The 23,315-nt window shown below is 71.3% G+C and carries 21 protein-coding genes; 8 read left to right on the plus strand and 13 right to left on the minus strand.

Annotated elements, in window-relative coordinates:
• Positions 1–83 precede the first annotated feature (83 nt).
• The gene (gene tkt / locus KCQ71_RS01085) at positions 84–2,192 is read right to left on the minus strand and encodes a transketolase (protein ID WP_223401925.1); all 2,109 of its coding nucleotides are present in this window, start codon (positions 2,190–2,192) and stop codon (positions 84–86) included.
• 355 nt (positions 2,193–2,547) lie between these two features.
• On the opposite strand from tkt, the gene KCQ71_RS01090 reads away from it, so the two are divergent.
• Positions 2,548–3,435: a heme o synthase gene (locus KCQ71_RS01090; RefSeq protein ID WP_223402788.1), complete on the plus strand. Its 888-nt coding sequence runs from the start codon at positions 2,548–2,550 to the stop codon at positions 3,433–3,435.
• A gap of 4 nt (positions 3,436–3,439) precedes the next feature.
• Positions 3,440–4,384 (plus strand): site-specific tyrosine recombinase XerD, encoded by a 945-nt coding sequence (locus KCQ71_RS01095; RefSeq protein WP_223401929.1) that lies wholly within the window; start codon positions 3,440–3,442, stop codon positions 4,382–4,384.
• A 9-nt stretch (positions 4,385–4,393) separates the two neighbouring features.
• Here KCQ71_RS01095 and KCQ71_RS01100 read toward each other — a convergent pair whose 3' ends face one another.
• The gene (locus KCQ71_RS01100; RefSeq protein WP_223401934.1) at positions 4,394–5,332 is read right to left on the minus strand and encodes an alpha/beta fold hydrolase; all 939 of its coding nucleotides are present in this window, start codon (positions 5,330–5,332) and stop codon (positions 4,394–4,396) included.
• A 204-nt stretch (positions 5,333–5,536) separates the two neighbouring features.
• On the minus strand, positions 5,537–6,415 hold the full coding sequence (locus tag KCQ71_RS01105) for an alpha/beta fold hydrolase (RefSeq protein WP_223401938.1): 879 nt from the start codon (positions 6,413–6,415) through the stop codon (positions 5,537–5,539).
• A 62-nt stretch (positions 6,416–6,477) separates the two neighbouring features.
• Here KCQ71_RS01105 and KCQ71_RS01110 point away from each other — a divergent pair, with 62 nt between their 5' ends.
• Positions 6,478–8,493 (plus strand): AfsR/SARP family transcriptional regulator, encoded by a 2,016-nt coding sequence (locus tag KCQ71_RS01110; protein ID WP_223401940.1) that lies wholly within the window; start codon positions 6,478–6,480, stop codon positions 8,491–8,493.
• Positions 8,494–8,514: 21 nt separating this feature from the next.
• Here KCQ71_RS01110 and KCQ71_RS01115 read toward each other — a convergent pair whose 3' ends face one another.
• A complete protein-coding gene (locus tag KCQ71_RS01115) occupies positions 8,515–9,495 on the minus strand; it encodes a transglutaminase-like domain-containing protein (RefSeq protein WP_223401943.1) in 981 nt (326 codons plus the stop codon).
• Entirely contained in the window at positions 9,492–10,322 is an 831-nt protein-coding gene (locus KCQ71_RS01120) for a MerR family transcriptional regulator (protein WP_223401945.1), read from the minus strand. Before KCQ71_RS01120 ends, KCQ71_RS01115 begins: the two co-directional genes overlap by 4 nt.
• Before the next feature lie 165 nt (positions 10,323–10,487).
• Between KCQ71_RS01120 and KCQ71_RS01125 the strand changes: the two genes are divergently transcribed.
• Positions 10,488–11,162, plus strand: a complete 675-nt coding sequence (locus tag KCQ71_RS01125; RefSeq protein ID WP_223401947.1) for an SDR family NAD(P)-dependent oxidoreductase — start codon at positions 10,488–10,490, stop codon at positions 11,160–11,162.
• A gap of 9 nt (positions 11,163–11,171) precedes the next feature.
• On the opposite strand, the gene KCQ71_RS01130 is transcribed toward KCQ71_RS01125, so the two are convergent.
• From KCQ71_RS01130 to KCQ71_RS01160, 7 genes are all read right to left on the minus strand, one after another.
• Entirely contained in the window at positions 11,172–12,428 is a 1,257-nt protein-coding gene (locus KCQ71_RS01130) for an alanine racemase (protein ID WP_223401949.1), read from the minus strand.
• Positions 12,421–12,792, minus strand: a complete 372-nt coding sequence (locus KCQ71_RS01135; RefSeq protein WP_223401951.1) for a RidA family protein — start codon at positions 12,790–12,792, stop codon at positions 12,421–12,423. The genes KCQ71_RS01130 and KCQ71_RS01135 overlap by 8 nt, the downstream gene beginning before the upstream one ends.
• 30 nt (positions 12,793–12,822) lie before the next feature.
• Entirely contained in the window at positions 12,823–13,647 is an 825-nt protein-coding gene (locus KCQ71_RS01140) for an IclR family transcriptional regulator (RefSeq protein WP_223401953.1), read from the minus strand.
• Positions 13,644–15,230 (minus strand): N-acyl-D-amino-acid deacylase family protein, encoded by a 1,587-nt coding sequence (locus tag KCQ71_RS01145; RefSeq protein WP_223401955.1) that lies wholly within the window; start codon positions 15,228–15,230, stop codon positions 13,644–13,646. Before KCQ71_RS01145 ends, KCQ71_RS01140 begins: the two co-directional genes overlap by 4 nt.
• Complete coding sequence (locus tag KCQ71_RS01150; protein ID WP_223401957.1) at positions 15,227–16,039, minus strand: carbohydrate ABC transporter permease; 813 nt, start codon at positions 16,037–16,039, stop codon at positions 15,227–15,229. Before KCQ71_RS01150 ends, KCQ71_RS01145 begins: the two co-directional genes overlap by 4 nt.
• A gap of 5 nt (positions 16,040–16,044) precedes the next feature.
• Positions 16,045–16,872 (minus strand): carbohydrate ABC transporter permease, encoded by an 828-nt coding sequence (locus tag KCQ71_RS01155; RefSeq protein WP_223401959.1) that lies wholly within the window; start codon positions 16,870–16,872, stop codon positions 16,045–16,047.
• Between the two features lie 101 nt (positions 16,873–16,973).
• Positions 16,974–18,224, minus strand: a complete 1,251-nt coding sequence (locus KCQ71_RS01160; RefSeq protein ID WP_223401961.1) for an ABC transporter substrate-binding protein — start codon at positions 18,222–18,224, stop codon at positions 16,974–16,976.
• A 169-nt stretch (positions 18,225–18,393) separates the two neighbouring features.
• On the opposite strand from KCQ71_RS01160, the gene KCQ71_RS01165 reads away from it, so the two are divergent.
• Genes KCQ71_RS01165 through KCQ71_RS01180 form a run of 4 tightly spaced genes read left to right on the plus strand, consistent with a single transcriptional unit; the run spans position 18,394 to position 22,089 of the window.
• Positions 18,394–19,377: a glycoside hydrolase family 20 protein gene (locus KCQ71_RS01165; protein WP_223401963.1), complete on the plus strand. Its 984-nt coding sequence runs from the start codon at positions 18,394–18,396 to the stop codon at positions 19,375–19,377.
• A complete protein-coding gene (locus KCQ71_RS01170; protein ID WP_223401965.1) occupies positions 19,374–20,348 on the plus strand; it encodes a dihydrodipicolinate synthase family protein in 975 nt (324 codons plus the stop codon). Before KCQ71_RS01165 ends, KCQ71_RS01170 begins: the two co-directional genes overlap by 4 nt.
• Positions 20,345–21,124, plus strand: coding sequence for an SDR family NAD(P)-dependent oxidoreductase (locus KCQ71_RS01175; RefSeq protein WP_223401967.1), 780 nt, complete (start codon positions 20,345–20,347; stop codon positions 21,122–21,124). Before KCQ71_RS01170 ends, KCQ71_RS01175 begins: the two co-directional genes overlap by 4 nt.
• A gap of 2 nt (positions 21,125–21,126) precedes the next feature.
• Positions 21,127–22,089: a lactonase family protein gene (locus KCQ71_RS01180; RefSeq protein WP_223401969.1), complete on the plus strand. Its 963-nt coding sequence runs from the start codon at positions 21,127–21,129 to the stop codon at positions 22,087–22,089.
• A gap of 32 nt (positions 22,090–22,121) precedes the next feature.
• Here KCQ71_RS01180 and KCQ71_RS01185 read toward each other — a convergent pair whose 3' ends face one another.
• Positions 22,122–23,315 carry a GNAT family N-acetyltransferase gene (locus tag KCQ71_RS01185; RefSeq protein WP_223401971.1) on the minus strand — a complete coding sequence of 398 codons (1,194 nt, stop codon included), beginning with the start codon at positions 23,313–23,315 and terminating at the stop codon, positions 22,122–22,124.

Genomic DNA, 23,315 nt, shown 5'->3' on the forward strand with positions numbered 1-23,315 from the left:
GGGGTGGTTGGTTTCATCTGGTGCCCCGGGGTGGGGGTGTGGGGTCCGGCGGGCGGCGCTCGGCCGCCGTCGGCACCCGGGGCTCAGGCCGTGGCTGCGGCGATCGACTCCTCGGCCGCGGCGACGGCCGCCTCCGCGGTGATGCCGAACTCGGCGAACAGGACCTTGTAGTCGGCGGAGGCGCCGTAGTGCTCGAGGGACACGGCGCGACCGGCGTCACCCAGGTACTTGTACCAGGACAGCGCGATGCCGGCCTCGACGCTGACCCGGGCCCGCACCGCACTGGGCAGCACGGACTCGCGGTAGTCGGCGTCCTGCTCCTCGAACCACTCCAGGCTCGGCGCGGACACCACCCGGGCGCCCACCCCCTTCGCTTCGAGCTGCTCGCGGGCGGCCACGGCGATCTGCACCTCGGAGCCGGTGGCGATCAGGATGACCTCCGGCGTCTGCGTGGAGGACTCCAGCAGCACGTACGCACCCTTCGCGACGCCGTCGGCCTCGGCGAAGCCGTCGGTGCCACGCGGGAACGTGGGCACGTTCTGTCGGGTCAGGACGATGCCGGCCGGGCCGTCGCGGCGCTCCAGGATGGCCTTCCAGGCCTGCGTGGTCTCGTTGGCGTCGGCGGGGCGGACCAGGGCCAGGCCCGGGATCGCGCGCACCGCGGCGAGGTGCTCCACCGGCTGGTGGGTGGGGCCGTCCTCACCGAGGCCGATCGAGTCGTGCGTCCACACGTAGATCGACGGCGCCTTCATCAGCGCGGCGAGGCGGACGGCGCCGCGCATGTAGTCGCTGAACGTGAAGAACGTGCCGCCATAGGCACGGGTCAGGCCATCCACGGCGATGCCGTTGACGATCGCGCCCATCGCGTGCTCACGGATGCCGAAGTGCAGCGTTCGGCCGTACGGCGTGCCGGAGAACTCCTCGGTGGAGCGTTCGACCGGCACGAAGGACGGCTCGCCCTTCATCGTGGTGTTGTTGGACCCGGCCAGGTCGGCGCTGCCGCCCCAGAGCTCGGGCAGCACGGGGGCGAGGGCGCTGAGCACACTCCCGGACGCGGCGCGGGTCGCGACGTCCTTGCCTGCCTCGAACGTGGGCAGGGCGTCCGCCCACCCCTCCGGCAGCTCGTGGGCCTGCAGGCGGGCCAGCAGGGCGGCCTCCTCGGGGTTGGCCTGCGCCCAGCTCGCCAGCGCCGCGTCCCACTCGGCGTGCGCCTTGGCGCCGCGCTCGGCGACCTTGCGGGTGTGCGTGAGCACCTCGGCGTCGACGTCGAAGGACTTCTCCGGGTCGAACCCGACGATCTCCTTCAGGGCCTTGACCTCGTCGCCGCCCAGCTTGGAGCCGTGCGCGGAGTGCGAGCCCTGCTTGCCGGGGGAGGGCCACGCGATGATGGTGCGCAGCGCGATGAACGTCGGCTTGTCCGTGACCGTACGTGCCTGCGCGAGCGCGGCGTTCAGGGCGTCGACGTCCTCGCGGTAGCTGCCGTCGGCCTGGGTCCAGTCGACTCGGATCGTGTTCCAGCCGTACGCGGCGTAGCGGGCCACGACGTCCTCGGTGAACGCGATGTCGGTGTCACCCTCGATCGAGATGTGGTTGTCGTCCCAGACGACCACGAGGTTGTCGAGGTTCTGGGTGCCGGCCAGCGAGGAGGCCTCGCCGCTGACGCCCTCCTGCAGGTCGCCGTCGGAGGCGATGACGTACACGCGGTGGTCGAACGGCGACTCACCGGGGGCGGCGTCGGGGTCCAGCAGGCCGCGCACGCGGCGCTGCGCCATGGCGATCCCGACGGCGGTCGCGACACCCTGGCCGAGCGGGCCGGTGGTGGTCTCGACGCCCTTGGTGTGACCCCACTCGGGGTGTCCTGGGGTCAGCGAGCCCCAGGTGCGCAGCGACTCGATGTCCTCGAGCTCGAGGCCGTAGCCGGACAGGTAGAGCTGGATGTACTGCGTGATCGAGGAGTGTCCGGCGGACAGCACGAAACGGTCCCGGCCCAGCCAGTCCGGGTCGCTCGGGTCGATGGTCATCTCGTTCTGGTACAGCAGGTACGCCAGCGGCGCGAGGCTGATCGCGGTACCGGGGTGACCGTTGCCGACCTTCTCGACGGCGTCAGCGGCGAGGACTCGGACGGTGTCGATGGCCTTGTGGTCGAGTTCGTTCCAGCCGACGGTGTCCGACTTCGGGGCTTGCGCGTTCACTGAGCCTTCTCTTCCTGCGTCCGCGTGCGTGCGGGCGCGAATGGGGGATCCGTTGCGGGTTCGGGAGGCGGTCCGCTCAGAGCGGTCCGACGCTGCTCCTGACCCTACTCATATTCGGCCGGAGGGCACGTGGTTGCCCGCATTTGCCTCGCTGCGCCCTACACTGGCGAAGGCGGGTCGTGCCCGCCCGATGGCGCCGTCGTCCGGCGCATGATGATCCGGAGATGTTGACCCAGTGGCTGACCACCGCCCCGTGACCCTGCCTGATCGGCCTGACCGGACCGTGCCGAACGACCGGTCCGACAGCGCCCCTTCATCGTTCCACGGGGGGAGCGCCCCGGCCGGGCCCGCGCGGATGGGCTGGCGCGCGAAGGTCGGCGCCTACATCGCGCTCACCAAGCCGCGGATCATCGAGCTGCTCCTGATCACGACCGTGCCGACCATGATCCTCGCCCAGGGCGGTTTCCCGTCCTGGTGGCTGATCATCGCGACCCTCATCGGGGGCACCGCCGCGGCCGGGTCCGCGAACACGCTGAACATGTACTACGACCGGGACATCGACGCGGTGATGAACCGGACGAAGAAGCGGCCGCTGGTCACGGGCGCGGTGAGCCCCACCGGCGCGCTGGTCTTCGGCATCGCCCTCGGGGTGTTCTCGGTCCTGTGGCTCGGCCTCGCCGTGAACTGGGTGGCCGCCGGTCTGGCGTTCGCCGCGAACATCATGTACTCGGTCGGCTACACGATCCTGCTGAAGCGGCACACCTCCCAGAACATCGTCTGGGGCGGGGCGGCGGGCTGCATGCCGGTCCTGATCGGCTGGGCCGCGGTCACCGGATCGCTGGACTGGGCGCCGTTCCTGCTGTTCGGAATCATCTTCTTCTGGACGCCGCCGCACTACTGGCCGCTGTCGATGAAGTTCAAGAAGGACTACGCCGCCGCCGGGGTGCCGATGCTGCCGGTGGTGAGCGCGGACACCCGCGTGGCCCGGCAGATGATCGGCTACACCGTCGCCATGATCGCGTGCTCCCTCGCGCTCATCCCGGTTGCCCAGATGGGCCTGCTCTACACGGTCGCCGCGGTCGCCGCCGGCGGCTGGTTCCTGATCCTGTGCATCAACCTCTACCGCCGGGCGGTGGCGGGCACCACCCGCAAGCTGGGCGCCATGAAGGTGTTCCACGGCTCCATCACGTACCTGACGCTGGTGTTCGTGGCGCTCTCGATCGACCCGTTCCTGCCGTTCTGACCCGATGCCGGCCGACGAGTCCGCTCCCTTCGGTGCGCAACTGCGCGAGTACCTCGCGCACCTCGGCATCGAACGCGGCCTCTCCGTGCACACCCTCGCCGCCTACCGTCGGGACCTGCTGAGGTACGCGGCATTCCTGGGCTCGCTCGGGCGGACCTCGTTCGCCGAGGTCACCGAGGCGGATGTCGGCGCGTACGTCGAGGCGCTGCGCGCCGGGTCCGACGGCGGCAGCTCGCTCTCGGCGTCATCGACGTCCCGGGCGGTGGTGGCGGTGCGCGGCTGGCACCGGTTCGAGGCCCTCGAGGGACGCACCGACCATGACCCGGCCGCGGCGGTCCGCCCGCCGAGCGGTGCGAAGCGCCTGCCCAAGGCGATCTCCACCGACGAGGTGGACCGGCTCCTGGCCGGGGCCTCGGCCGCCGAGGGCGTGCTCGGTCTGCGTGACCGCGCCCTGGTGGAGGTGCTCTACGGCACCGGTGCCCGGATCAGCGAGGCCGTCGGGCTGGCGATCGACGACCTCGAGCTGGACCACACGGCACCGTCGGTGCGGCTGTTCGGCAAGGGCCGCAAGGAGCGGATCGTCCCGATGGGACGGTTCGCCGTCGAGGCACTGGAGGCCTACCTGGTGCGAGCCCGGCCGGTGCTCGCCCAGACCGGGCGGGGCACGCCGACGGCGTTCCTGAACCAGCGGGGCAATCCGCTCAGCCGGCAGAGCGCGTGGGCGGTGCTGCAGACGGCGGCCGAGCGCGGGGGAGTCACCGCGCACATCTCCCCGCACACCCTGCGCCACTCCTACGCCACCCATCTACTCGCCGGCGGCGCCGACGTCCGGGTGGTGCAGGAACTGCTCGGGCACGCCTCGGTCACGACCACGCAGATCTACACCCTGGTCACCCCGGACACGCTGCGCGAGGTGTACGCCGCCGCGCACCCGCGCGCCCGGGGCTGAGGCGGGAAGTCAGCCGAGCGTCTCGACGAATGCCGTCATCTGGTCGGCGATCAGGTCCGGCTCGTACTGGAACACATAGTGACCGGCGTCCAGTTGCACGAGCTCCGCGCCCGTCTGCTGGGCGAACTCGGTGCTGGCAGGTACCCAGAAGCTGCCGATCTCCTCACCGTCGGACACGAACATGAGGATCGGGGCGTCGGGAATCGCGCCCGCCTGAACGGTCGCGGCGTTCTCGAGGAGCGCGAGGCCCTCGTCGTACTGGGCGTCGTCGAGGAAGTTGCGGTGGGCCAGGAGTTCTTGCTGGGCGAGTTCCTCGCTGGTCAGCCCTTCGGTCGGCTGGTCACCGCTCATGAGCCTCGAGAGCCCGAAGAATCGCAGCCTTCGCCCCAGGTCGATCGTGGACTTCTCGCTCTCGAAGTCGAGCGAGTCGTAGGAGTGCGGCACGGCCATGTCGAGGCCGACGATCCCCACCACCTCGTCCGGGTAGGTCTGTGCCCAGTAGAGCGCCTCCAGCCCTCCCATCGAGTGAGGTGCCAGGACGTACGGTGGGGTCTCGCCCGCCTGCCGCAGGGCTTCACGCGTCTCGGCCAGCACGGTGGCGACGTGCCGGTCGGTGCCGGCGTCATCGGAGTACCCATAGCCGAACCGCTCGACGACGACGCTGTGAAGTTCGCCGTCGAGGCGGTCCGTGAGCGGCTTGAAGGAGTAGATCGGCGAGGCCGTGCCGGCGCCTGCGATGAAGACGATCGTCGCCTCGTCGCTCGTCGGGCCGCTCGCGAGCACGGACATCTGATGACCGTCGACCGTCACCAGCTGCCCCGCGGGGGCGAGCCTGCCCGCCTCCACGTGGAGCATGATGTGGTGGTAGCCGGTGAACCCCGCCACAGCGAGGAAAGCGGCGGCGAGCAGGCCTGCCAGCGACTTGCCGATGATCTTCAGGGGTCTCATGTCATTCCCGTCACTGGATGCGAGGCCGCGCTGCTGGCGGCCCTCCTTTGCCGTTCCAGTCTTTCGGCGGCGGGGTCGCCGCGACACGGTGCCAGCCGCCCGGTCGGCCCCTGGGAATCCCCAGGTGGGCACGGGGGCTAGCCCTCCGGTGCGGGCCGCCCGGGCTGAGGTCACGGCCGGCCGGGCTCGTTTGTTCACCGGCCATCATCGGGCGAGCAGGTCCCGGATCGTCGCAGCCACCTCGCCGGGCGCTTCCTCCGCCATGAAATGGCCGGCGTCGGTGGTCCGGTGCACGAGGTCGGGTGCCCACGCGCCCCACACCTGGGCGGCGTCGTAACCGAGCGCGGCGCCCCAGTCCTGCTGGAGCACACTCACCGGCATCCGCAGCGTCCGACCGGCGTCCCGGTCCGCCCGGTCATGGTCGACGTCGATGCCCGCCGAGGCCCGGTAGTCGGCCACGATCGACGGCACGGCGGCCGCGCTCGCGCTCAGGTAGTGGGCCCGGGCCGGCGCGCCGATCGCCGTGGGGTCCTTCGTCCAGATGTCCAGGAAGTGGCCGAAGAACGCGTCCGGGCTCGCGGAGATGAGTGCCTCCGGCAGGCCGGGCGGCTGCGCCATCAGGTACAGGTGGAAACCGACGGCGGCACTGGCGCCGTGCATGACGTCCCACATGTCCAGGGTCGGCAGCACGTCGAGGCAGGCGAGATGGGTGATGACGTCGGGGTGGTCGAGGCCCGCTCGGAACGCGACGAGGGCGCCGCGGTCGTGCCCGACGAGCGCGAACCGGGGGTGTCCGAGCGCGGCGGCCAGTGCCACCACGTCGGCGGCCATGGTCCGCTTGGAATAGCTGCCCGGCTCGGTCTCGGCCGGCTTGTCGCTGTCGCCGTAGCCGCGCAGGTCCGGGCAGATCACGGTGTGGTCGGCAGCGAGTTCCAGGGCCACCCGGGACCACATCAGGCGGGTCTGCGGAAAGCCGTGCAGCAGGACGACGGGCGGCCCGGATCCGCCGATGGAGACCTGCAGCTGGACGCCGTCGGCGACGGTGATCCGTTCGTCGGTGAAGTCGGGGATGATGGTCGTCATGGGGCGTCCTTCGGCTCGGTGGTGCGGGAGTGACAAGAGTCCATGGCGTGAATGAGCAGCGGATGAGCAGCCGTGAGCCGGTGGTCGTCGAGTTCGGGATGCTCGGGCCCGTGACGGCGTGGGCCGACGGCGTCGAGGTCGGCCTGCTGGGGCCTCGGCATCGCGAGGTGCTGGCCCGGCTCCTCGTCGCCCACCCGCACGCGGTGCCCACGTCGATGCTGGTCGAGGACCTCTGGGAGGATCCTCCAGCCGGTGCGGTGGGTGCGGTCCGTACGTTCGTGGCGGCGCTGCGACGCGCCCTGGAGCCGGATCGCCCACCGCGCACCCCGCCACGCCTGTTGGTCACTGTCGGCAACGGCTACGCGCTGCACCGGGCCGTGATCGACGCGGACCGGTTCGCCGAGGAGGTCTCGGCAGCCGCCGGTCTGATGCCGGCGCAGGCGCTGGAGACCCTGGGGCGGGCGCTGACGCGCTGGCGCGGACCTGCGCTCGCCGACGTCGCCGACGCGCCGTGGGCACGGGCCGAGAGCGCGCGCCTGCGCGAACTGCGCCTGCATGCCATCGAGTTGCAGGCCGGTGCCCGCCTCGAGCTCGGCCGGGCCGCCGAGGCGATCCCCGACCTGGAGGCGCACGTGATCGAGCACCCCTGGCGCGAGGAGGGTTGGCGACTGCTTGCACTCGGCCTCTACCGGGCCGGCCGCCAGGGGGACGCGCTCGCCGTGCTGCGCCGGGCCCGCGCGATGCTCCTCGACGACCTCGGCGTGGACCCCGGTGCGGCGTTGCGTCGGCTGGAGGCCGAGGTACTGGCCCAGTCCACCTCACTGGAGGCCGGTCCGCGCCCGGAGCGTTCGGCGGACCGGGTCTGGGCCGAGGCGGCGGCGAGCTACGACCGTGCCGTGGCAGGCGGTGCCCGGGCCCGGTTGCGCTCCACGGTGGACCTGCTGCGCGGCCTCGCCATCACCGGCGGCGACGGGCTCGTGGCGGCCCGCGAGCAGCGGCTGGCCACCATCCTCGCCGCCGAGGAACTGGGGGAGGCGGGCCTCACGGCCGCGATCATCGGCGGTTACGACGTCCCGGCGATCTGGACCCGCTCGGACGACCCCACCCAGGCCGCGGGGATCGTGGCCGCCGCGGAGCGGACCCTCGCCGCCCTGCCGCCGGAGACGGCCCCGACCGCCCGAGCCCGGCTGCTCGCGACGATCGCGGTCGAGTCCCGCGGCGGGGATGGGGACAGCCCCGAGCGCGCCCGCGTGGCGGCGCACCTGGCCGAGCAGATCGCCCGCCGGACCGGCGATCCGGGGCTGCTCGCCTTCGCCCTGAACGGCGTGTTCATCCAGTCGTTCCACGCAACCGGCTCGGCCGAGCGTCGGGACGCCATCGGCGCCGAGCTCATCGCGGTCGCCACCCGGCACGACCTCGCCACCTACGCGGTGCTCGGGCACCTGATCCGGCTGCAGGCCAGGAGCGCCCTGGCGGACTGGGCCGGGGCGGACACCCACGCCGCAGCCGCCGACGCGCTGGCGCAGCGCCACGACTCGCCGCTGGTAGCCGTGTTCACGCAGGGGTACCGGGCGCTGCGCCTGGCCGGCACCGGTGCAGGCGAGGCCGAGGTGGCCACGGCCTACCGAGCCACCGCCGCGCGGCTCGAGGGCGCGGGTATGCCCGGCCTTCAGCGCGGCCTGCTACCGGTGATGCTGCTCGCGGCGCAGCTCCAGCACGGTTCCGCGCCCGCGGCAGGTCCCGGCGCCGCTGGTCAGGACGGCCACGACGTCGTCGGTGCCGAGGACGGTCCGTACGCCCGCTGGACACGCCCGGTGCGCCTGCTTGCTCTTGATAGCGCCGCTGCCGCAGCCGCGCTGGTGGAACTGCCGGACCCGCCGCCGGACCACCTCATCGAGGCGATGTGGTGCCTGACCGCCCACGCCGCGATCGCCCTCGGGGACCGGCCCACGATGCGACGCGCCCACGCGGCACTCAGCCCGGCCGCACACGAGCAGGCCGGAGCGGGAACGGGCCTGTTCACCGTCGGCCCGGTGTCGGCGTACCTGGACGAACTTGAGCGCGCGCTCGGGCGTTGACACCTGGCTGCGCAGGCCCTGTCAGCGAAGGACCGTGACCCGGAGCGGCGCGTCGGGGTGGAACGGATCGGCCGTGTGGATCTCGGTCCCCGGGTGCAGCAGGGTCTCGGTGCGGTACAGCTCCTCCAGCTCGACGGCGGCCGGCCCGCCGTGCACGCCGCTCGCCTCCTCGTCATCGGCCGCCACGAGCAGCCCTGCCACGCGGTCGATCCGGTCGAGGAAGGGCGCGAGGCCGTCGACGTCGCCGGGCGGCGGACCCTCGCTCAGGATCCCCCAGATGTCCCACAGGAGCAGCTCGTCCCGGTGCCGGTGGGCGGCCTCGAAGACGACGTACTCGGCAACGAACACCGGGCCACGCAGCGGGAGCGTCGGGTCCACGCCGTAGGTGTCGGCGTCGAGGGTGCCGGCGCGGTAGGCGAGCCACACCTGCGCGGCCGTCTCGAACGGGGTGCCCAGGCCCGTCGGAATGTCGGTGACGTCGAAGGCGGGCCGGAACCCGGGCGCGTAGCCCACCTCCAATTCGGGGTCGAAGCGGACCCAGCGGCCGCCGTCGAACACCTCGACGACCACGTGATCGTGGTGGAACCCGGCCCGGAAGTAGTCGGCGAACCCGATCCGGGTACGGGCCGGCCGGCCGTGCTCGCGCAGCACCCCGACGCTGAACAGGGAGTGGTCCCGGCAGCAGCCCTGGAGCCGATCGGGCAGCGCCCGGGGCGCGCTCAGCGGCAGGCCGTGCCGGGCCTGGTCGGTGGCGAGCTGGTCGGCGAGCCAGCGCAGGTCGATGTCGCCGCGGGTCGCCTCGGGCAGCTGCGCCTGCTCGCCCCGGTAGTGCGCGATCAGGTTCCGCGCGGCAGCGGAGACGTCGGCGATGGTCGGGTCCACGGCCCGCAGCAGGTCGGCGTGGAGGCCGGGGTCGCTGTACCGGGAGTGCCGGGCGTAGTGGGCGACGGCGTCCGGCGCCGGTGCGGGCACGCCTGCCTCGGTCTGGGGTGCGGTGGTCATCGGTGATCCTCTCGGTAGGGCAGGGCGATCTGGGCGGCGGGTGCGGACGGGCTGTCGGGCCAGGGCATCGGGTAGACCTCGCGCGGGGGCCCGGTCACGGTGCCGTGCGCGCGGGCCCAGCGCCCGACGGCGTCGTAGGCGTGCAGGATCTGGGGGTAGGAGCACTCCGCCCGGGTGATCGTGGTGGCCACCTCGGTCCGCGCGGGCTCGAGGCGGATCACGATCGGACCGGACGGGCCGGCGGTGCCCTCGTACGGCACGCACACCTCGATCGGGCCGTCGCTGTCCGGGGAGACCACGCCGTGGAAGATGGCCCACCATTCCTCGCCGAAGGTGGCCTCCTGGGTGCCCAGGTGGTCGCGGATCTGCCGCACGGAGTCGTTGAGGGTGGCCGTGAGCTCGGTCTGCAGCACGTGGGTGGTGATCGATGCCAGCAGCCGTTCGGGGACCGCCCGGGCGCCGACGTCGAACGTGGGGGAGGCGGCGCCGTCGCGCCACTGCTCGACGAGGTACTCCACGGTGCCGCGCCTGGTGGCGAGCGCTTGCTCCTGCTCGGCCCACCAGGCGATCAGGTCATCGGTGGCGGCCGCCGGGTTCTGGGCGGCCAGGATCGCCCGGACCCGGGCGAGCGGCATGTCGAGGCGGCGCAGCAGGGAGATCCGCCGGGCCGTCGGCTCCTGGTCGGGGGAGTAGTAGCGGTAACCGGTGTAGGGGTCCACGGAGGCGGGCACCAACAGGCCGGACTCGTCGTACCCCCGCAGCGCCTTCAGGGACAGGCCGGTCCGGCGCGCGAACTCGCCGATCGTGAAGTGGTCCGTCTCGGTCATGACCCCAGTGTTGGCCCTGCCCCTGGGGGAGGGTCAACACAGATCACCCTCGGCCCGCCCAGCGCGGACCACCTCACGCAACTCTCTTACGGTGAGTGAAATTGACTGCGAACAGACGGAACTCTATTTTGAGGAGGTCAGGGCGGGCCCTCGAGAGGATGAACGATGCGACGAGCAGTGATCACAGGAGGGGCGCGCGGGCTGGGTGCCGCCGCCGCCGAACGGCTGACCGCCGACGGTCTGGACGTCATCACCGTGGACGTGGCCGGTGCTGCCGACCACCTTCTCGACGTCACCGACGATGATGCCGTGGCTGCACTGGCCGATCGGGTCGGGCCGGTGGACGTGCTCGTGAACTCCGCCGGTGTGGTCGGACCCAACGTGCCCCTGGTCGAGACCACGTCGCAGCAGTGGCGGGACGTGCTCGACGTGAACGTCGTCGGCACCGTGGCGATGATGCGGGCGTTCATCCCGGGCATGGTGGCCGGCGGCTGGGGCCGCGTCGTCAATCTGGCCAGCATGGCGGGCAAGGACGGCAACCCGAACCTGTCGATCTACTCGGCGTCCAAGGCAGCGGTGATCGGGCTGACCAAGTCGGCGGGCAAGGAGCTCGCGACCACGGGCGTCCTGGTCAACGCGATCGCCCCCGCCGTCATCGCGACGCCGATGAACGCGACGACCGCTCCGGATGTGCTCGCGCACATCACCAGCCTCATCCCGATGAAGCGGGTCGGCACGGCACAGGAGGTGGCCGAACTGATCGCCTGGCTCTGCTCGGAGCGGGTCAGCTTCTCCACGGGCGCGGTCTATGACATCAGTGGCGGCCGCGCCACCTATTGAGCCGCCGGCTCAGAAATAGGTCCGGACCAGGCCCACGGCCACCGAGCCGGGCGTCAGGCGACCATCGACCTGGACGATGTCCGTCCACTTGTCGAAGGTCGTGCACGGGTGGGAGACCCCGAGCACGACGCGGTCGCCGACCGCCGGCTGCGTCCCGAACGTGCCGGCCGGGACGAACGCGTGCTGATCGTTCATCGCCGCCACCTCCGCCGGCTCGTCCACGACGTCGACCACCACGCCGTCGCGCCACAGCTCGAGCGGGACGGGCAACCCGTTGTCGTGCCCGGCGTCGCGCCGCCCGGCGTCGACCAGGGCGACGCCGCCGTCGTGCACGGCGAGCACGGTCGCCACGAGCCGTAGGGCGGGGCGGAATCGTGGGGCGCTCGGCGGTGCCTCGTCCTGCGCGTGCCGGTAGTGCCAGTCGTCGTGGGCGATGCTCACGCCGGAGCGGATGACGACCCGGCCGTCCGCCGCGGTCAGGTCCGCCAACCCGTCGGCGACCTCGGCGAGATGGTCGCTCCCGCCGATGCTCAGATACGCCTCCGGCCCGACGTGGGGCAGCACGACCTCCCGATGCAGCCCGAGGACGTGAGCGGTGAAGTCCGCGAGGTCGCTGCGGCTCGGGTCGCCGCCGATGGCGCCCTCGTACGCGGCCGAGCCGGCGAGCCGAACTCCCGGGGTGGCCTGCACCCGCGCGGCGACTGCTCGCGCGGCCTCGACGTCACGGACGCCGGTCCGGCCACCGGGTCGGCCGATGTCGAGCAGCACCGGTAGGTCGGGACCCGTCCGGGAGGCCAGGGCCTCGACGGCGGACTCGCTGTCCACCCAGGACAGGATCTCGCGCCGCGGGTCGTCGCGTAGGGCGGCCCGCGCCCGCGCCGCCCCGGCCGCGGTGGCGAGCGGGTTCGCCAGCAGGATGCGGCGCACGCCGAACGCCAGTGCCACCCGGAGCTGGGCCTGGGTCGCGACCGTGATCCCCCAGGCGCCGGCCCGAAGCTGTTCGGACCACAGTTGTGGCGCCATCGTCGTCTTGCCGTGCGGCGCCAGCAGATAGCCGCGGTCGTCGCACCAGCGCTGCAGCGCGGCGACGTTGTCGGCGACGGCGGTCGTGTCGATGGTCACGAACGGCGTCGTGAGCGCCGCGACCGGCGGTCTGGTCGACGCCAGCTCGCGGCGAGCGACGCCGTCGAAGCCGGGCCCGATCACCTTGCCGAGCGGGTCCGGCGCCAGCATGCCGAGCTCGGCCAGGTCCAAGGCCTCAGTCATCGGTGGGCGCGACCGCGACGCAGTCGATCTCGACCAGGATGTCCTGGAGCCCGCTGCCGATCGTGGTGCGTGCGGGCAGGGGATCGGGAAAGTGCTCCCGGTACACCGCGTCCATCCGGTCGAAGTCGGCCAGGTCGGCCATGAAGACACCGCAGCGGACCACGTCGGCCATCGTGAGCCCGGCCGCGGCCAGGACGGCACGGACGTTGTCGAGCGTGACGTGGGTCTGCGTCTCGATGTCGTCGCCGACGACGGCTCCGTCGCGGAGCGGTCCCTGGCCGGAGACGAACAGGAACCTGCCCTCCGCGAGGATGCCGGGGGAGTAGGCACCGGACGGTGCCGAGCCGGTGATGGCGGACTTCATGTCTCGTTCCTTCTTCTGGTGGTGGCCGGGTCAGCCGTCGGTCGGTCCGGAGGCACGGGGCTGCAGACCCCAGGCCCGTTCGAACTGCGTGGCTGCGCGGGTGAGCGACTGCGCGATCCGGGTGATGGCAGCGTCCGTCATGCGGTAGCTGGGGCCGCTCACGGAGAACGCGAACATCGGCTCGCCGTTGCGGTCGCGGGCGCCGACGCCGACGCAGCGCAGTCCGATCTCGCTCTCCTCGTCGTCCACCGAGTAGCCGCGCCGGCGGCTGAGTTCGAGGTCGCGCTGCAGGTCCGCGACGCTGGTGAGCGAGTTCTCGGTGAACCGGCGCAGACGCACTCGACGGATCAGCTCGTCGGCGCGCGAGGTCGGCATCGCCGCAAGCAGCGCCTTGCCGACCGAGGTCGCGTGCCACTCCTCCTCGTCGCCCACCCGCGCCGTCTTGCTGATGCCGTGCGTGCCCGGTCGCGCATCGAGGACGATGAGCCGGTCACCGGCCTCGAGTCCGGCGATCTCGACGGTCTCGCCGTGCTCGTCCACGAGCCGGTCCAGCAGCGGCCCCGCCGCCTTGATCGGGTCGTAGGCACTCTCGGCCGACTCGCCCCACTCGTACAGCCTCATGCCGAGCGTGTAGGTCCCGGTATCGGGGTCACGGCGCACGATCCGGTGGTCGCGCAGCGCGTTCAGATACCGCAGCGCGGTCGGCTCGGTCAGGACGGAGTCCCGCGCGATCCGGGCCAGCGTCGCGGGCTGCGCGGCACGGACTGCGTCGACGATCGCGACCATCCGGTCGATGCCCTGGAAACCGGTGCTCCGGGCGCCGGAGCCCGGCGCGTCTGGATGCGTGTTGGTCATCTGTGTCCTCGCTTCGCGTCGCACTCTCGTCGGACGCCGCGGCCCGCCGGGATCCCGGTGAGGCGGCCGTCGGCCAGGACGTGCTCACCGGCCACCACGACGTCATCGATCCCCTCCGCGGGCTGCCTGGGGCTACCGTAGTCGGCCCTGTCCTGCAGCCGCTCGACATCGATCACGGCGAGGTCGGCGACCCAGCCGGGTTCCACCCGGCCGCGGCGGCCGAGCCGGAACGCACGCGCCGCCGTCGTGGACAGGTGCCCGACCGCCGTCGGCAGGTCGTAGTCACCCCGCTCACGGGTGTGCAGCCGCAGGAACCGGGCGAACGTGCCCCAGCCGCGCGGGTGCGGATGCGCACCGACATAGATGCCGTCGGATCCGGCCACGTGGCGCGGGTCGGTGAAGATCGAAGCCAGCTCGTCGACCCCGCGCTGCACGGGGGTCGCGATGACGGCGCTGACCTGGAGGGCACTGCGGCCGAGCAACTCGTAGCCGAGGTCGAGCGGATCCCGCCCGAGCCGGGCGGCGGCCGCGGCCAGCGTCATACCCGCGGTCCACGCATGCTCGGCGTCGCCCACGTGCACCAGGGTCGTTCGCTCCGGCCAGGTCGCCGCCATGTCCGGTCGGGCGGCGATCACGGGTCCGTAGCTGCGCACCAGCGCCGCACGCCGCTCCGGGTCGCGCAGGTGGCCGGTGACCTCCTGGGTGCCGAGCTCGAGCAGCTCCGGCGGCAGGAGTGGCATCGCGAGGAGCGTGCAGCTGCGTCGGTAGGGGTAGGCGTCGAAGGTGACGTCCGAGGACGCGGCGAACTCAGCCACGAGGGAACGGATCAGGTCGGCCGGGCCGTGGAAATGCGAGACGTGGGTGCGGACCCCGCTGAGCTCGGCGATGGTGCGCAGCTCCGAGATCCCCGACGGGGCGGCGTGTTCGTAGCCGCCACGCATGTGGGAGACGTGTACCCCGTCGTGCCGTGCGACTGGTCCGCACAATGCGGCGAGCTCGTCGGCGTCGGCGAAGATCCCCGGGACGTAGTCCAGCCCGGTCGAGAGCCCGAGCGCCCCCTGGCGCATCCCGGCGTCGACCAGTTCGACCATGCGCCGCAGTTCGTCACCGCTGGGGCGTCGCCGGTCCAGGCCGAGGACCTCGTGGCGGACCGTCCCAGCCGGGACGAGATAGCCGACGTTCAGCGATCCGACGCCGTCGTAGCTTGCGAGCAGACCTGCGACGCCGTCACCCCGGTACCTCGGGTTGGCACCGTTGAGCGCGCCGAAGTAGGCGTCGGCGTAGGTCCCGTCTCCCGGGGCCTGACCGACGCCGTCCTGACCGGCGATCACGGTCGTCACCCCTTGACGCAGGTTCGCCAGCTGGACGTCCTCGGTGTGTGCGACGCCATCCGCGTGCGAGTGCGCGTCCACGAAGCCCGGCAGCACCACCCGGCCGGTGCAGTCGATTCGGTCCGCACCGGCGGCGTCGAGCGCCGGCGCGGTCTCCGCCACGATGCCGTCGCGGACCAGCACGTCGGCGCGGGTGGGGGCGGCGTCCGGACCGGCGACGACGGTCCCGCCGGCCAGCAATAGGGTGGTCATGTCTTCGATCCTGACAGGGCGATGCCTTCCACGAACCGGCGCTGGAAGATCACGTACGCCAGGAACGGTCCCAGGAAGGAGATCGTCGCGCCCGCGGTGACCAGACCGTAGTTGGTCGTCGACCGTCCGCTCAGCGTCGCGATCGCGTAGGTGATGGTTCCCATGTCCGGTCTCGTGATCGACACCAGCGGCCACAGGAAGTCGTTCCACGCCGCCAGGAAGGTGAAGATCAGCAACGCGATGATCGCGGGCCGCATGAGCGGCACGGCGATCCGCAGGAACACCGTCCGGTCGGGTGCACCGTCGATCCGGGCGGCGTCGATGAGTTCGTCCGGGATGCCGTCGGCGAACTGCTTCATGAGGAAGACGCCGAAGCCGCCGACGAGCGGGAGGGCCAGCCCCAGGTAGGTGTTGAGCAGGCCGAGCTCGCGCATGATCGAGTAGAGCGGGATCAGGGTCGCCTGGATCGGCACCATCATCGAGGCGATGATCGTCCAGAACACGGCCGTCGAACCCGGGAACGGCTTCTTCGCGAATCCGAATGCGGCCAGCGTCGCGGTTGCGATGTTGAGCACACAGGCGAGGACCACGACCACGATCGTGGTGACCAGCCGCTGGAAGAACTCGTGCGTCGTGAACAGCGTCACGTAGTTCTCGAGGTGGTACTGGGCGAAGTCGAACGAGAGCGTGAAGGTGCGGGTGGTGCGCAGCGATGTCAGCGCCATCAACAGGAATGGCAGCGCCGAGGCCACGGCCATCGACACCATCAGGAGCGTGAGCGCAGCGGTGGAGAGTCGTCTCGTGATCATGGCGGTCAGTCCTTCCTCGTCAGCAGCCGGTTCTGGACGATGCTGATCGCCAGCACGCCGATGAGCAGGACGACGGCCACCGCGCTTGCATAGCCCATCTGGAAGTTCTGGAATCCGAACCGGTAGATGGCGAACACCAGGGTGGACGTGGCGCCACCGGGACCGCCGCCGGTCATCACGTAGATGAGGTCGAAGGTCTGGAACGACCAGATCGTCCCGAGCACCACCACCACGACCGTCGAGGCACTGACGCCCGGCCAGGTGATGTGCCGGAACTGTCGGAAGCCGCCCGCGCCGTCGAGAGCGGACGCCTCGTACAGCGAGGCCGGGACCTCGAGGATGCCCGCGTAGTAGATGACGACGAAGTACCCGACGTTCGCCCACACCGCGATGAGCGAGACCGCGATCAACGCCGATGTCGGCCGGCCGAGGAGGTTCGACGCCTCGAGCCCGAGTCCGCGCAGGATCTCGTTGAGCAGTCCCTGGTCGCCGAGCAGCATTCGCCACACGGTGCCCGCCACGACCATGGAGGCGATCGACGGGATGAACAGGACCGAGCGCGTGAACTGGCCGAACCGGTTCCGGAACCGCTTCGCGAGCGTCTCGGCCAGGACGAGCGCGCCGATCGTCTGCAGCGGGACCGAGATCAGCGTGAAGATGATCGTGACCCGCAGTGCGCTGGTGAACACCGGATCGGAGAACATCCGGGTGTAGTTGTCGAACCCGACGAACTCGCCGTCCTCGAGGATCGAGTAGTCGGTGAAGCTGTAGCCGACCGTCATGAACACCGGCACGAGCGCCGTGACCAGCAGGACCAGCAGCGAGGGCAGCACGTACGCCAGACCACCCCACCGACGGCCCCCGGGGGCCGGCGCGGGCCGGCCCCCAGTGGGTCGCGCGGTCCGCACCGGTGCGGCCACGGCGGCTTCCGAGCTCACTGGGCGTTGCGCGACAGCGACTCGTTCGCGGCGAGCTCGGCGTCCGCGAGCGCCTGCTCGGGCGTCTTGCTGCCCAGCAGCATCTGCTGCAGGTTCTCGTACAGGCTCGTGTAGAGGTTCGCCGAGTTCGGCACCACCGGGTACTCGCGCAGCACATCGGACTCGCCGGAGTACAGGTCGGCGAACAGCGGGTCCGCCTGCGTGGTCTGCTCGGAGGAGATCGGTGCGTACGGGGCGACCGCAGCGAACTGGTCCATCGAGGGACCGGACAGCAGGAACCAGGCGAGGTCCTCCGCCAGGTCCTTGTGGGGGGAGGACTCGGCGAGCACGAGCACGTCGGTCGCGACGAAGGTCTGCCTCCCGGCCTGCTCCAGGACCACCGCCCCCAGGTCGATGCCGGCATCCTGGTAGGTGCTGGCCTCGGGGTCGGACCCGAACGCGAAGGCGGCGTTGCCCGCAGCGAACTGCGCGTTGAGGTCGGCGCCGTTCAGCGCGGTGGTGCTCTCGGGAAGGATTCCGTGCGTGAAGCGCAGGTCGTAGAGGAACTCTGCGGCCTCCAGCCCTTCGGGTGAGTTGAAGGCGGCCTCGGTTCCGTCCTCGTTGATCAGCTCACCACCCGCCTGCCACAGGAAGTTGACGTAGTTCTGGGCGAGCACACCCACACCGGGTTCACCCCATGCCATCAGCAGCGGGTCGTACCCGGCGGCCTGCACCGCCGTCGATGCGCTGACCAGGTCGTCCCACGTCTGCGGCGGCTCGACGCCGACGTCGTCCAGGATCGCCTTGTTGTAGAACAGGACCCGGGCACCGCCGACGACCATCGGGAGGCCGTACTGCCCGCCGTCGTAGACGCCGAGGTCGGTGAAGTTGAAGGTCTCGCGCTGCTCGTCGGAGACCGTGAACGTGGCGAGCTGGCCGCGCGAGATGTAGTCGCCGATCATCTCGGCGTACATGTAGCCGATGTCCGGGCCATCGCCGCTGGAGAACCCGGTGAGGAAGCGCTCCTCGAAGCTCTCCCAGGGCACGATGGTGACCTCGACGTCGACGTCGTGCTCCTCCTCGAACGGCGCGATGATCCCGTTCCACAGCTCGAGGTCGCCGACCTCGGCGTCCTCGGCGGCGAACGGAGGGAGCCAGACCGAGAGGGTGTCGTCGTCGCCGGACGAGGACGAGCAGCCGGCCAGGATGAGCGCTGCCACGGCGGCTGCGGCAGCAGCGCCGGCCAGCTTCGGACGGGGGGATGTCATGGGCACTCCTCGGAGGGTGAGGGCCGCGCGCCTTCGTTGCGCCGACCACCGGTTGCCAGAGTCTGTCGGCATATGGAAGGGTGTGTCAACCACTGAAACACATCCGTAACAGCCACTCGGTGGCGATCGGCGGCAGCGCCGCTCGTCTCCCGTCCTGAAGGGCCGCTGCATGCTCTGGTCGAACCTCATCCACCTCGGCTACAACCTCAACCTCGATCGCGAGGATGTCCACGAGGACGCGCTCGCGGCCCGGAACGCTCCGGCCGACTACTTCCGATGGAAGCCGCACACCCGGATCGACGACGGCGTCTGGAACGCCGTCGTCGACGCCACCGCGGCCGCGGGCCTGAACTCGCTGACGATCGCTCCGGCCGACGGCGTCGCCTACGAGTCGCACCCGGAGATCGCCACGCCCGGGGCGTGGCCCGTCAGCCGGTTGCGCGAGGAGCTGGCCCGGTTGCGCGAGCTCGGCATCGAGCCGCAGCCTAAGCTGAACTTCGGGGCCGGCCACGACATCTGGATGGGCGAGTACTCGCGGATGGTCTCCAGCCGCACGTACTACGAGGTGGTGGGCGACCTCATCGAAGAGGTCGCCGACATCTTCGGCAAGCCCGAGTTCTTCCACATCGGCATGGACGAGGAGACCTACGAGCACCAGGAGCTGCTCGACCTCGTCGTCATCCGCCAGGGCGAACTCTGGTGGCACGACCTCGAGCTGATCGCGGACAAGGTGCGTGCCACGGGCGCACGGCCGTGGATGTGGGCCGACGCCGCGTGGCGCAAGGCGGGCGAGTACTTCGACCGCATGGGCGCCGACGTCGTGCAGTCGAACTGGTACTACAACAACGTCTTCACGGGCGACGAGACCGGGCGGCCCAAGATCGTCGACCACGCCGACAACTCCGCCTATCTGACCTACCTCGACCTCGATGACCAGGGCTTCGACCAGATCCCGACCGCGAGTACCTTCTTCGAGAGCGAGAACCTGCTCGCCACGGTGCGGTTCGCCAAGGAGCGGCTCAACCACGACCGGGTGCTCGGCTTCCTGCACTCGACCTGGCTGCCATTGCTGCCCGCACACCTCGATGTCCACCTGACGGCGATCGCCGAGCTCGCCCAGGCACGTGAGATCTGGGAAGGCTCCGCGAAGTGACAGCCTCTGCGCATCGGCAACGCCTGCCACTGGGTGGAGTGCTGCCGGTCCTCAGCCTGCCATTCGACGAGCACTGGCAGATCGACAAGAACGCCCTGGCGCGACAGATCGACTGGCTGCTCGAGCTCGGTTGCGACGGCGTCGTCATCGGCATGGTCTCGGAGATCCTCCGGCTGGACCTCGCCGAGCGCGAGCGGTTCGCCGAACTCGTCGTGTCCCAGGTCGGGGACCGGGGCGCCACGGTGATCGCCGTGAGCGCCGAGTCGACCCGTGGGGCCACGCGGCTGGCCGCACATGCCAGCGCCATCGGTGCGAGCGCCGTGATGGCCAACGCGCCGGTCACGAGCCTCGCCGCAACCAGGTCTCTGGAGTCGCACTTCGTGGCGATCGCCGAGGCGAGCGAGGACCTGGCGGTGGTGGTCCAGGATGCCTCCGGGTACCTCGGAACGCCGCTGCCGCTGGACCTGATGCTCAGCCTGCTGGACCGCTACGGACCCGAGAAGACCCAGTTCAAGCCGGAGGCGACCCCGCTCGGGCCGCGCCTGACCGAGCTCATCGACGCGAGTGGTGGTCGCGCGCGGGTGTTCGAGGGCACTGGCGGCCTCGCTCTGGTCGAGAGCGCTCGCCGGGGGGCGGTCGGCACGATGCCGGGACCGGACATCGCGTGGGCGATCGTGGCGATCTGGCGAGCGCTGCAGGCGGGGGACCTCGGCCGCGCCGACGAGGTCGGGGCGGGTGTTGCGGCACTGCTGTCGCACGTATCGACCCTCGACAGCTACGTCGCCGTCGAGAAGCACCTGTTGGTCGAGCAGGGCGTTCTCGACTCGGCCCGCCGGCTCGGTCCCGGCCCGGAGGGGCTCGACCCGATCACGATCGAGGAGACGGTACGGCTGATGCACCGACTTCGACGGATCGTCGATGGTAGGCACGACCCGAACATGGAGTCCGAGCAGGAGAGGGTGTCCCGATGACCAGAGAGCGCTACACCGACCAGGTGGTACTCATCACCGGCGCCGGCTCGGGCATCGGCGCCCACCTCGCCGAACGGTTCGCCGCCGAGGGCGCACGGGTCGCGGTGCTCGACATCGACGAGGCTTCCGCGACGGCAACGGCGCAGCGGCTACCCGATGCGCTCGCGATCGGTGCGGACGTCAGCAGCCGCGGTGAGATCCGTGCTGCGCTGAGCCTCGTGCGCGAGCGGTGGGGCCGCCTGGACGTCGTGGTCAACAATGCCGCGACCTGTTCGGACACTCCGTTCGACACGATCCCAGACGACGAGTGGGAGCGGGACCTGGCGGTCGACCTGAGCGGGCCCTACCGCCTGGTCCAGGAGGCTCTGCCGGACCTGGTGCGCGCCCGCGGAAACGTGCTGAACGTCGTGAGTGTCAACGGCCTCACCCATTTCGGGAACGAGAGCTACTCGGCGGCGAAGGCCGGCCTGATGGCGCTCACCCGTTCGATCGCCGTCACCTATGGTCCGCAGGGTGTCCGCGCGAACGCCATCGCGCCCGGGACGATCGTGACGCCGATCTGGGACGACCGGCTCGAGCGCGACCCGCACGTGCTCGACGCGGCGACCAAGTGGTACCCGCTGGGTCGGCTCGGACAACCGGAGGACGTCGCCCACGCAGCACTGTTCCTGTGTTCGGCGGAGGCGTCCTGGATCACCGGCACCACCATGGTGGTCGATGGCGGACTGCTGGCCGGGAACGCCCTGCTGGCTCGAGACATCATGGCTGCGGAGTGAACATGCTGATCGCATCAAGGACACCGACCGGCGGGCTGTGGCGGTGGGACGGCGGCACCGGCCCGGCGGCGCAGGTCGTGGACGCACCGGACACGGCGTTCGTGCTCCCGCTCCCGGACGGTCGGCTCGTCACCCTCGGCGGCGAGGAGGACGGGCACCTACGCATCCTCGAGCGCAGTGGAGCCCGGTACACGATCGCGGCGGAGATCGCGACGCAGGGCGGCGAGCCGTGCCACGCGGCGCTCCTGCCTGATGGTGAGCACCTGGTGGTCGTCAACTACTACCTCGAGGGTTCGGTGCTGGTGGTCGCGTTGGCCGACGGCCCTCGCATCGTGCAGCGGATCGTGCTCGACGAGCCCGGCGCCGCGGTGGTGCCGGACCGGCAGGAGGCACCACACCCGCACTTCGCGCTCGTCACCGGCGAATGGGTGGTGGTCTCCGACCTCGGCTGCGACACGCTACGACTGTTCCGTTGGGACGCCGGCGTGCTCGTGCAGGTCGGCGCGTGTGCGACCCCGCCCGGGGCCGGGCCGCGACACCTCGCGATCCACGACGCGACCCTGGTGGTGAGCGCCGAGCTGTCGAACGAGGTGCTCGCGGCACCGCTCGACAACGTGCTGGCCGGTGCGGCGCAGTGGCGGGCACAGCCGGCCAGCCGGAGAGAATTCGCCTCGGCGCGCGACGGCGGTGGACCGCTGACGCATCCCGGCGAGATCGTCGTTGCCGGGACGGGCCGGGTGTTCGTCGCCAACCGTGGTGCTGGCACGCTCGGTCTCATCGACGTCGATCGTGGCGGCGGTCTGACCTTCGTGTCGGACCTCGAGACAGGCGGCGCCTGGCCGCAGCACGTCGCACTGCAGGGCGGCGAGCCGTACGTGGCCCTGCGCGATGACGATCTCGTCGTCGGACCGGACGGGCGCGTGTCCGTGCCGAAGCCGGTGTGGTTGGCGGTCCTGCCGGACTAGGGACATTCGCCGCAGGTGCCGGGCAGCCACCCTCAGAAGTGGTCGCGGATGTGCACCTGGCCGGGGCCGAACAGGTGGTCGATGACCTGATCGGCCTCGGTGGGCCCGCTCAGGTGCCCGACCAGGCGCAGGTTCGCGCAGGACTGCACCCCGGCCCACGCCAGGGCCAGCCCTTGCGGTGTGAAGGTCGCGACCTGACCGGGCGAGCCCGGACCGGCCGCCACCCGCGCGCAGTCGATCGCTCCGCCGTCGACCCGCACGTCGTAGACGCCGTTCATCGAGGCGAGCCGGTCCCCGGCGACCGCGAACCGCGCCTGTGCCGAGCCGTGCGAGCGGCGGGCCACGAACGCCCCGGCGACGTCGTCGACGCGGAGCATGTACCCCTCGGTGCGCACCTGCCGCCATGCGGCGGACGGCAGCACCAGGCGGGCGGGGTCAGCGCCGGAGGTCTCGAGCTTGATCGTCTCGATGATGGAGGAGAACGAGCCGAGGACCCGCCAGAGCTCGCGGTAGGCGTCCGGGGTCAGCGCGAACAGGTCCTCGACCTCGAGCGGGTCGCGCTCGTTCGGCCCGCGGGTCCAGCTGACGTAGCCGACGACGGCGCCGCTGGAGTCCTGCGCGATGCTCACCCCGGTGACGGCGTCGACGATCTCGGCGTCCGTGGCCGGAAAGGACACCCCGCGGCGGCTCAGCGGGCCACGCTGGAGCGCGGCCCAGGCGTCGTAGACGGCTCGCGCGGCCGGGATGTCCGCTGCGCCGGCGCGGCGCGTTGTGACGCCGGTGCCGGGCCGCACGGCAGCGGCCGCCGTGGTCGGCACCTCGACGGTGTCCGCGGCTCCGATCTGCTCGTAGCCGAACCGGCGGTAGATCCCGGGTGCGGTGGGAAAGAGCGTGGAGATGACCTCGCCGCGCTCGCGGGCCTCAGCCAGCACGCGTTCGAAGAGGTCCTCGAGCAGTCCCTGGCCGCGGTACTCGGCTGCCACTGTGACGCCGGCGATGCCGCAGGTGGGGATCGAGGCGCCGTCCCACCAGGACTCGTACTCGCGGCCGATGACGCGGGCGGCGAGCCGGTCGCCGGCGAACGTGCCCCAGAGGTGCATTCCGGTCGGGTAGGAGACCGGCTGGGGATCGGTCGGGCCGCCGGCGGGCATGCCGAAGGCCTCCGCGCCGAGGCGGCGGCTGGCCGCGACGTCGTCCGGGCCGAGCTCACGGGTGGTGAAGGTCAT

This window comes from Occultella gossypii (genome assembly GCF_019947135.1).
Classification (GTDB): Bacteria; Actinomycetota; Actinomycetes; order Actinomycetales; family Beutenbergiaceae; genus Occultella; species Occultella gossypii.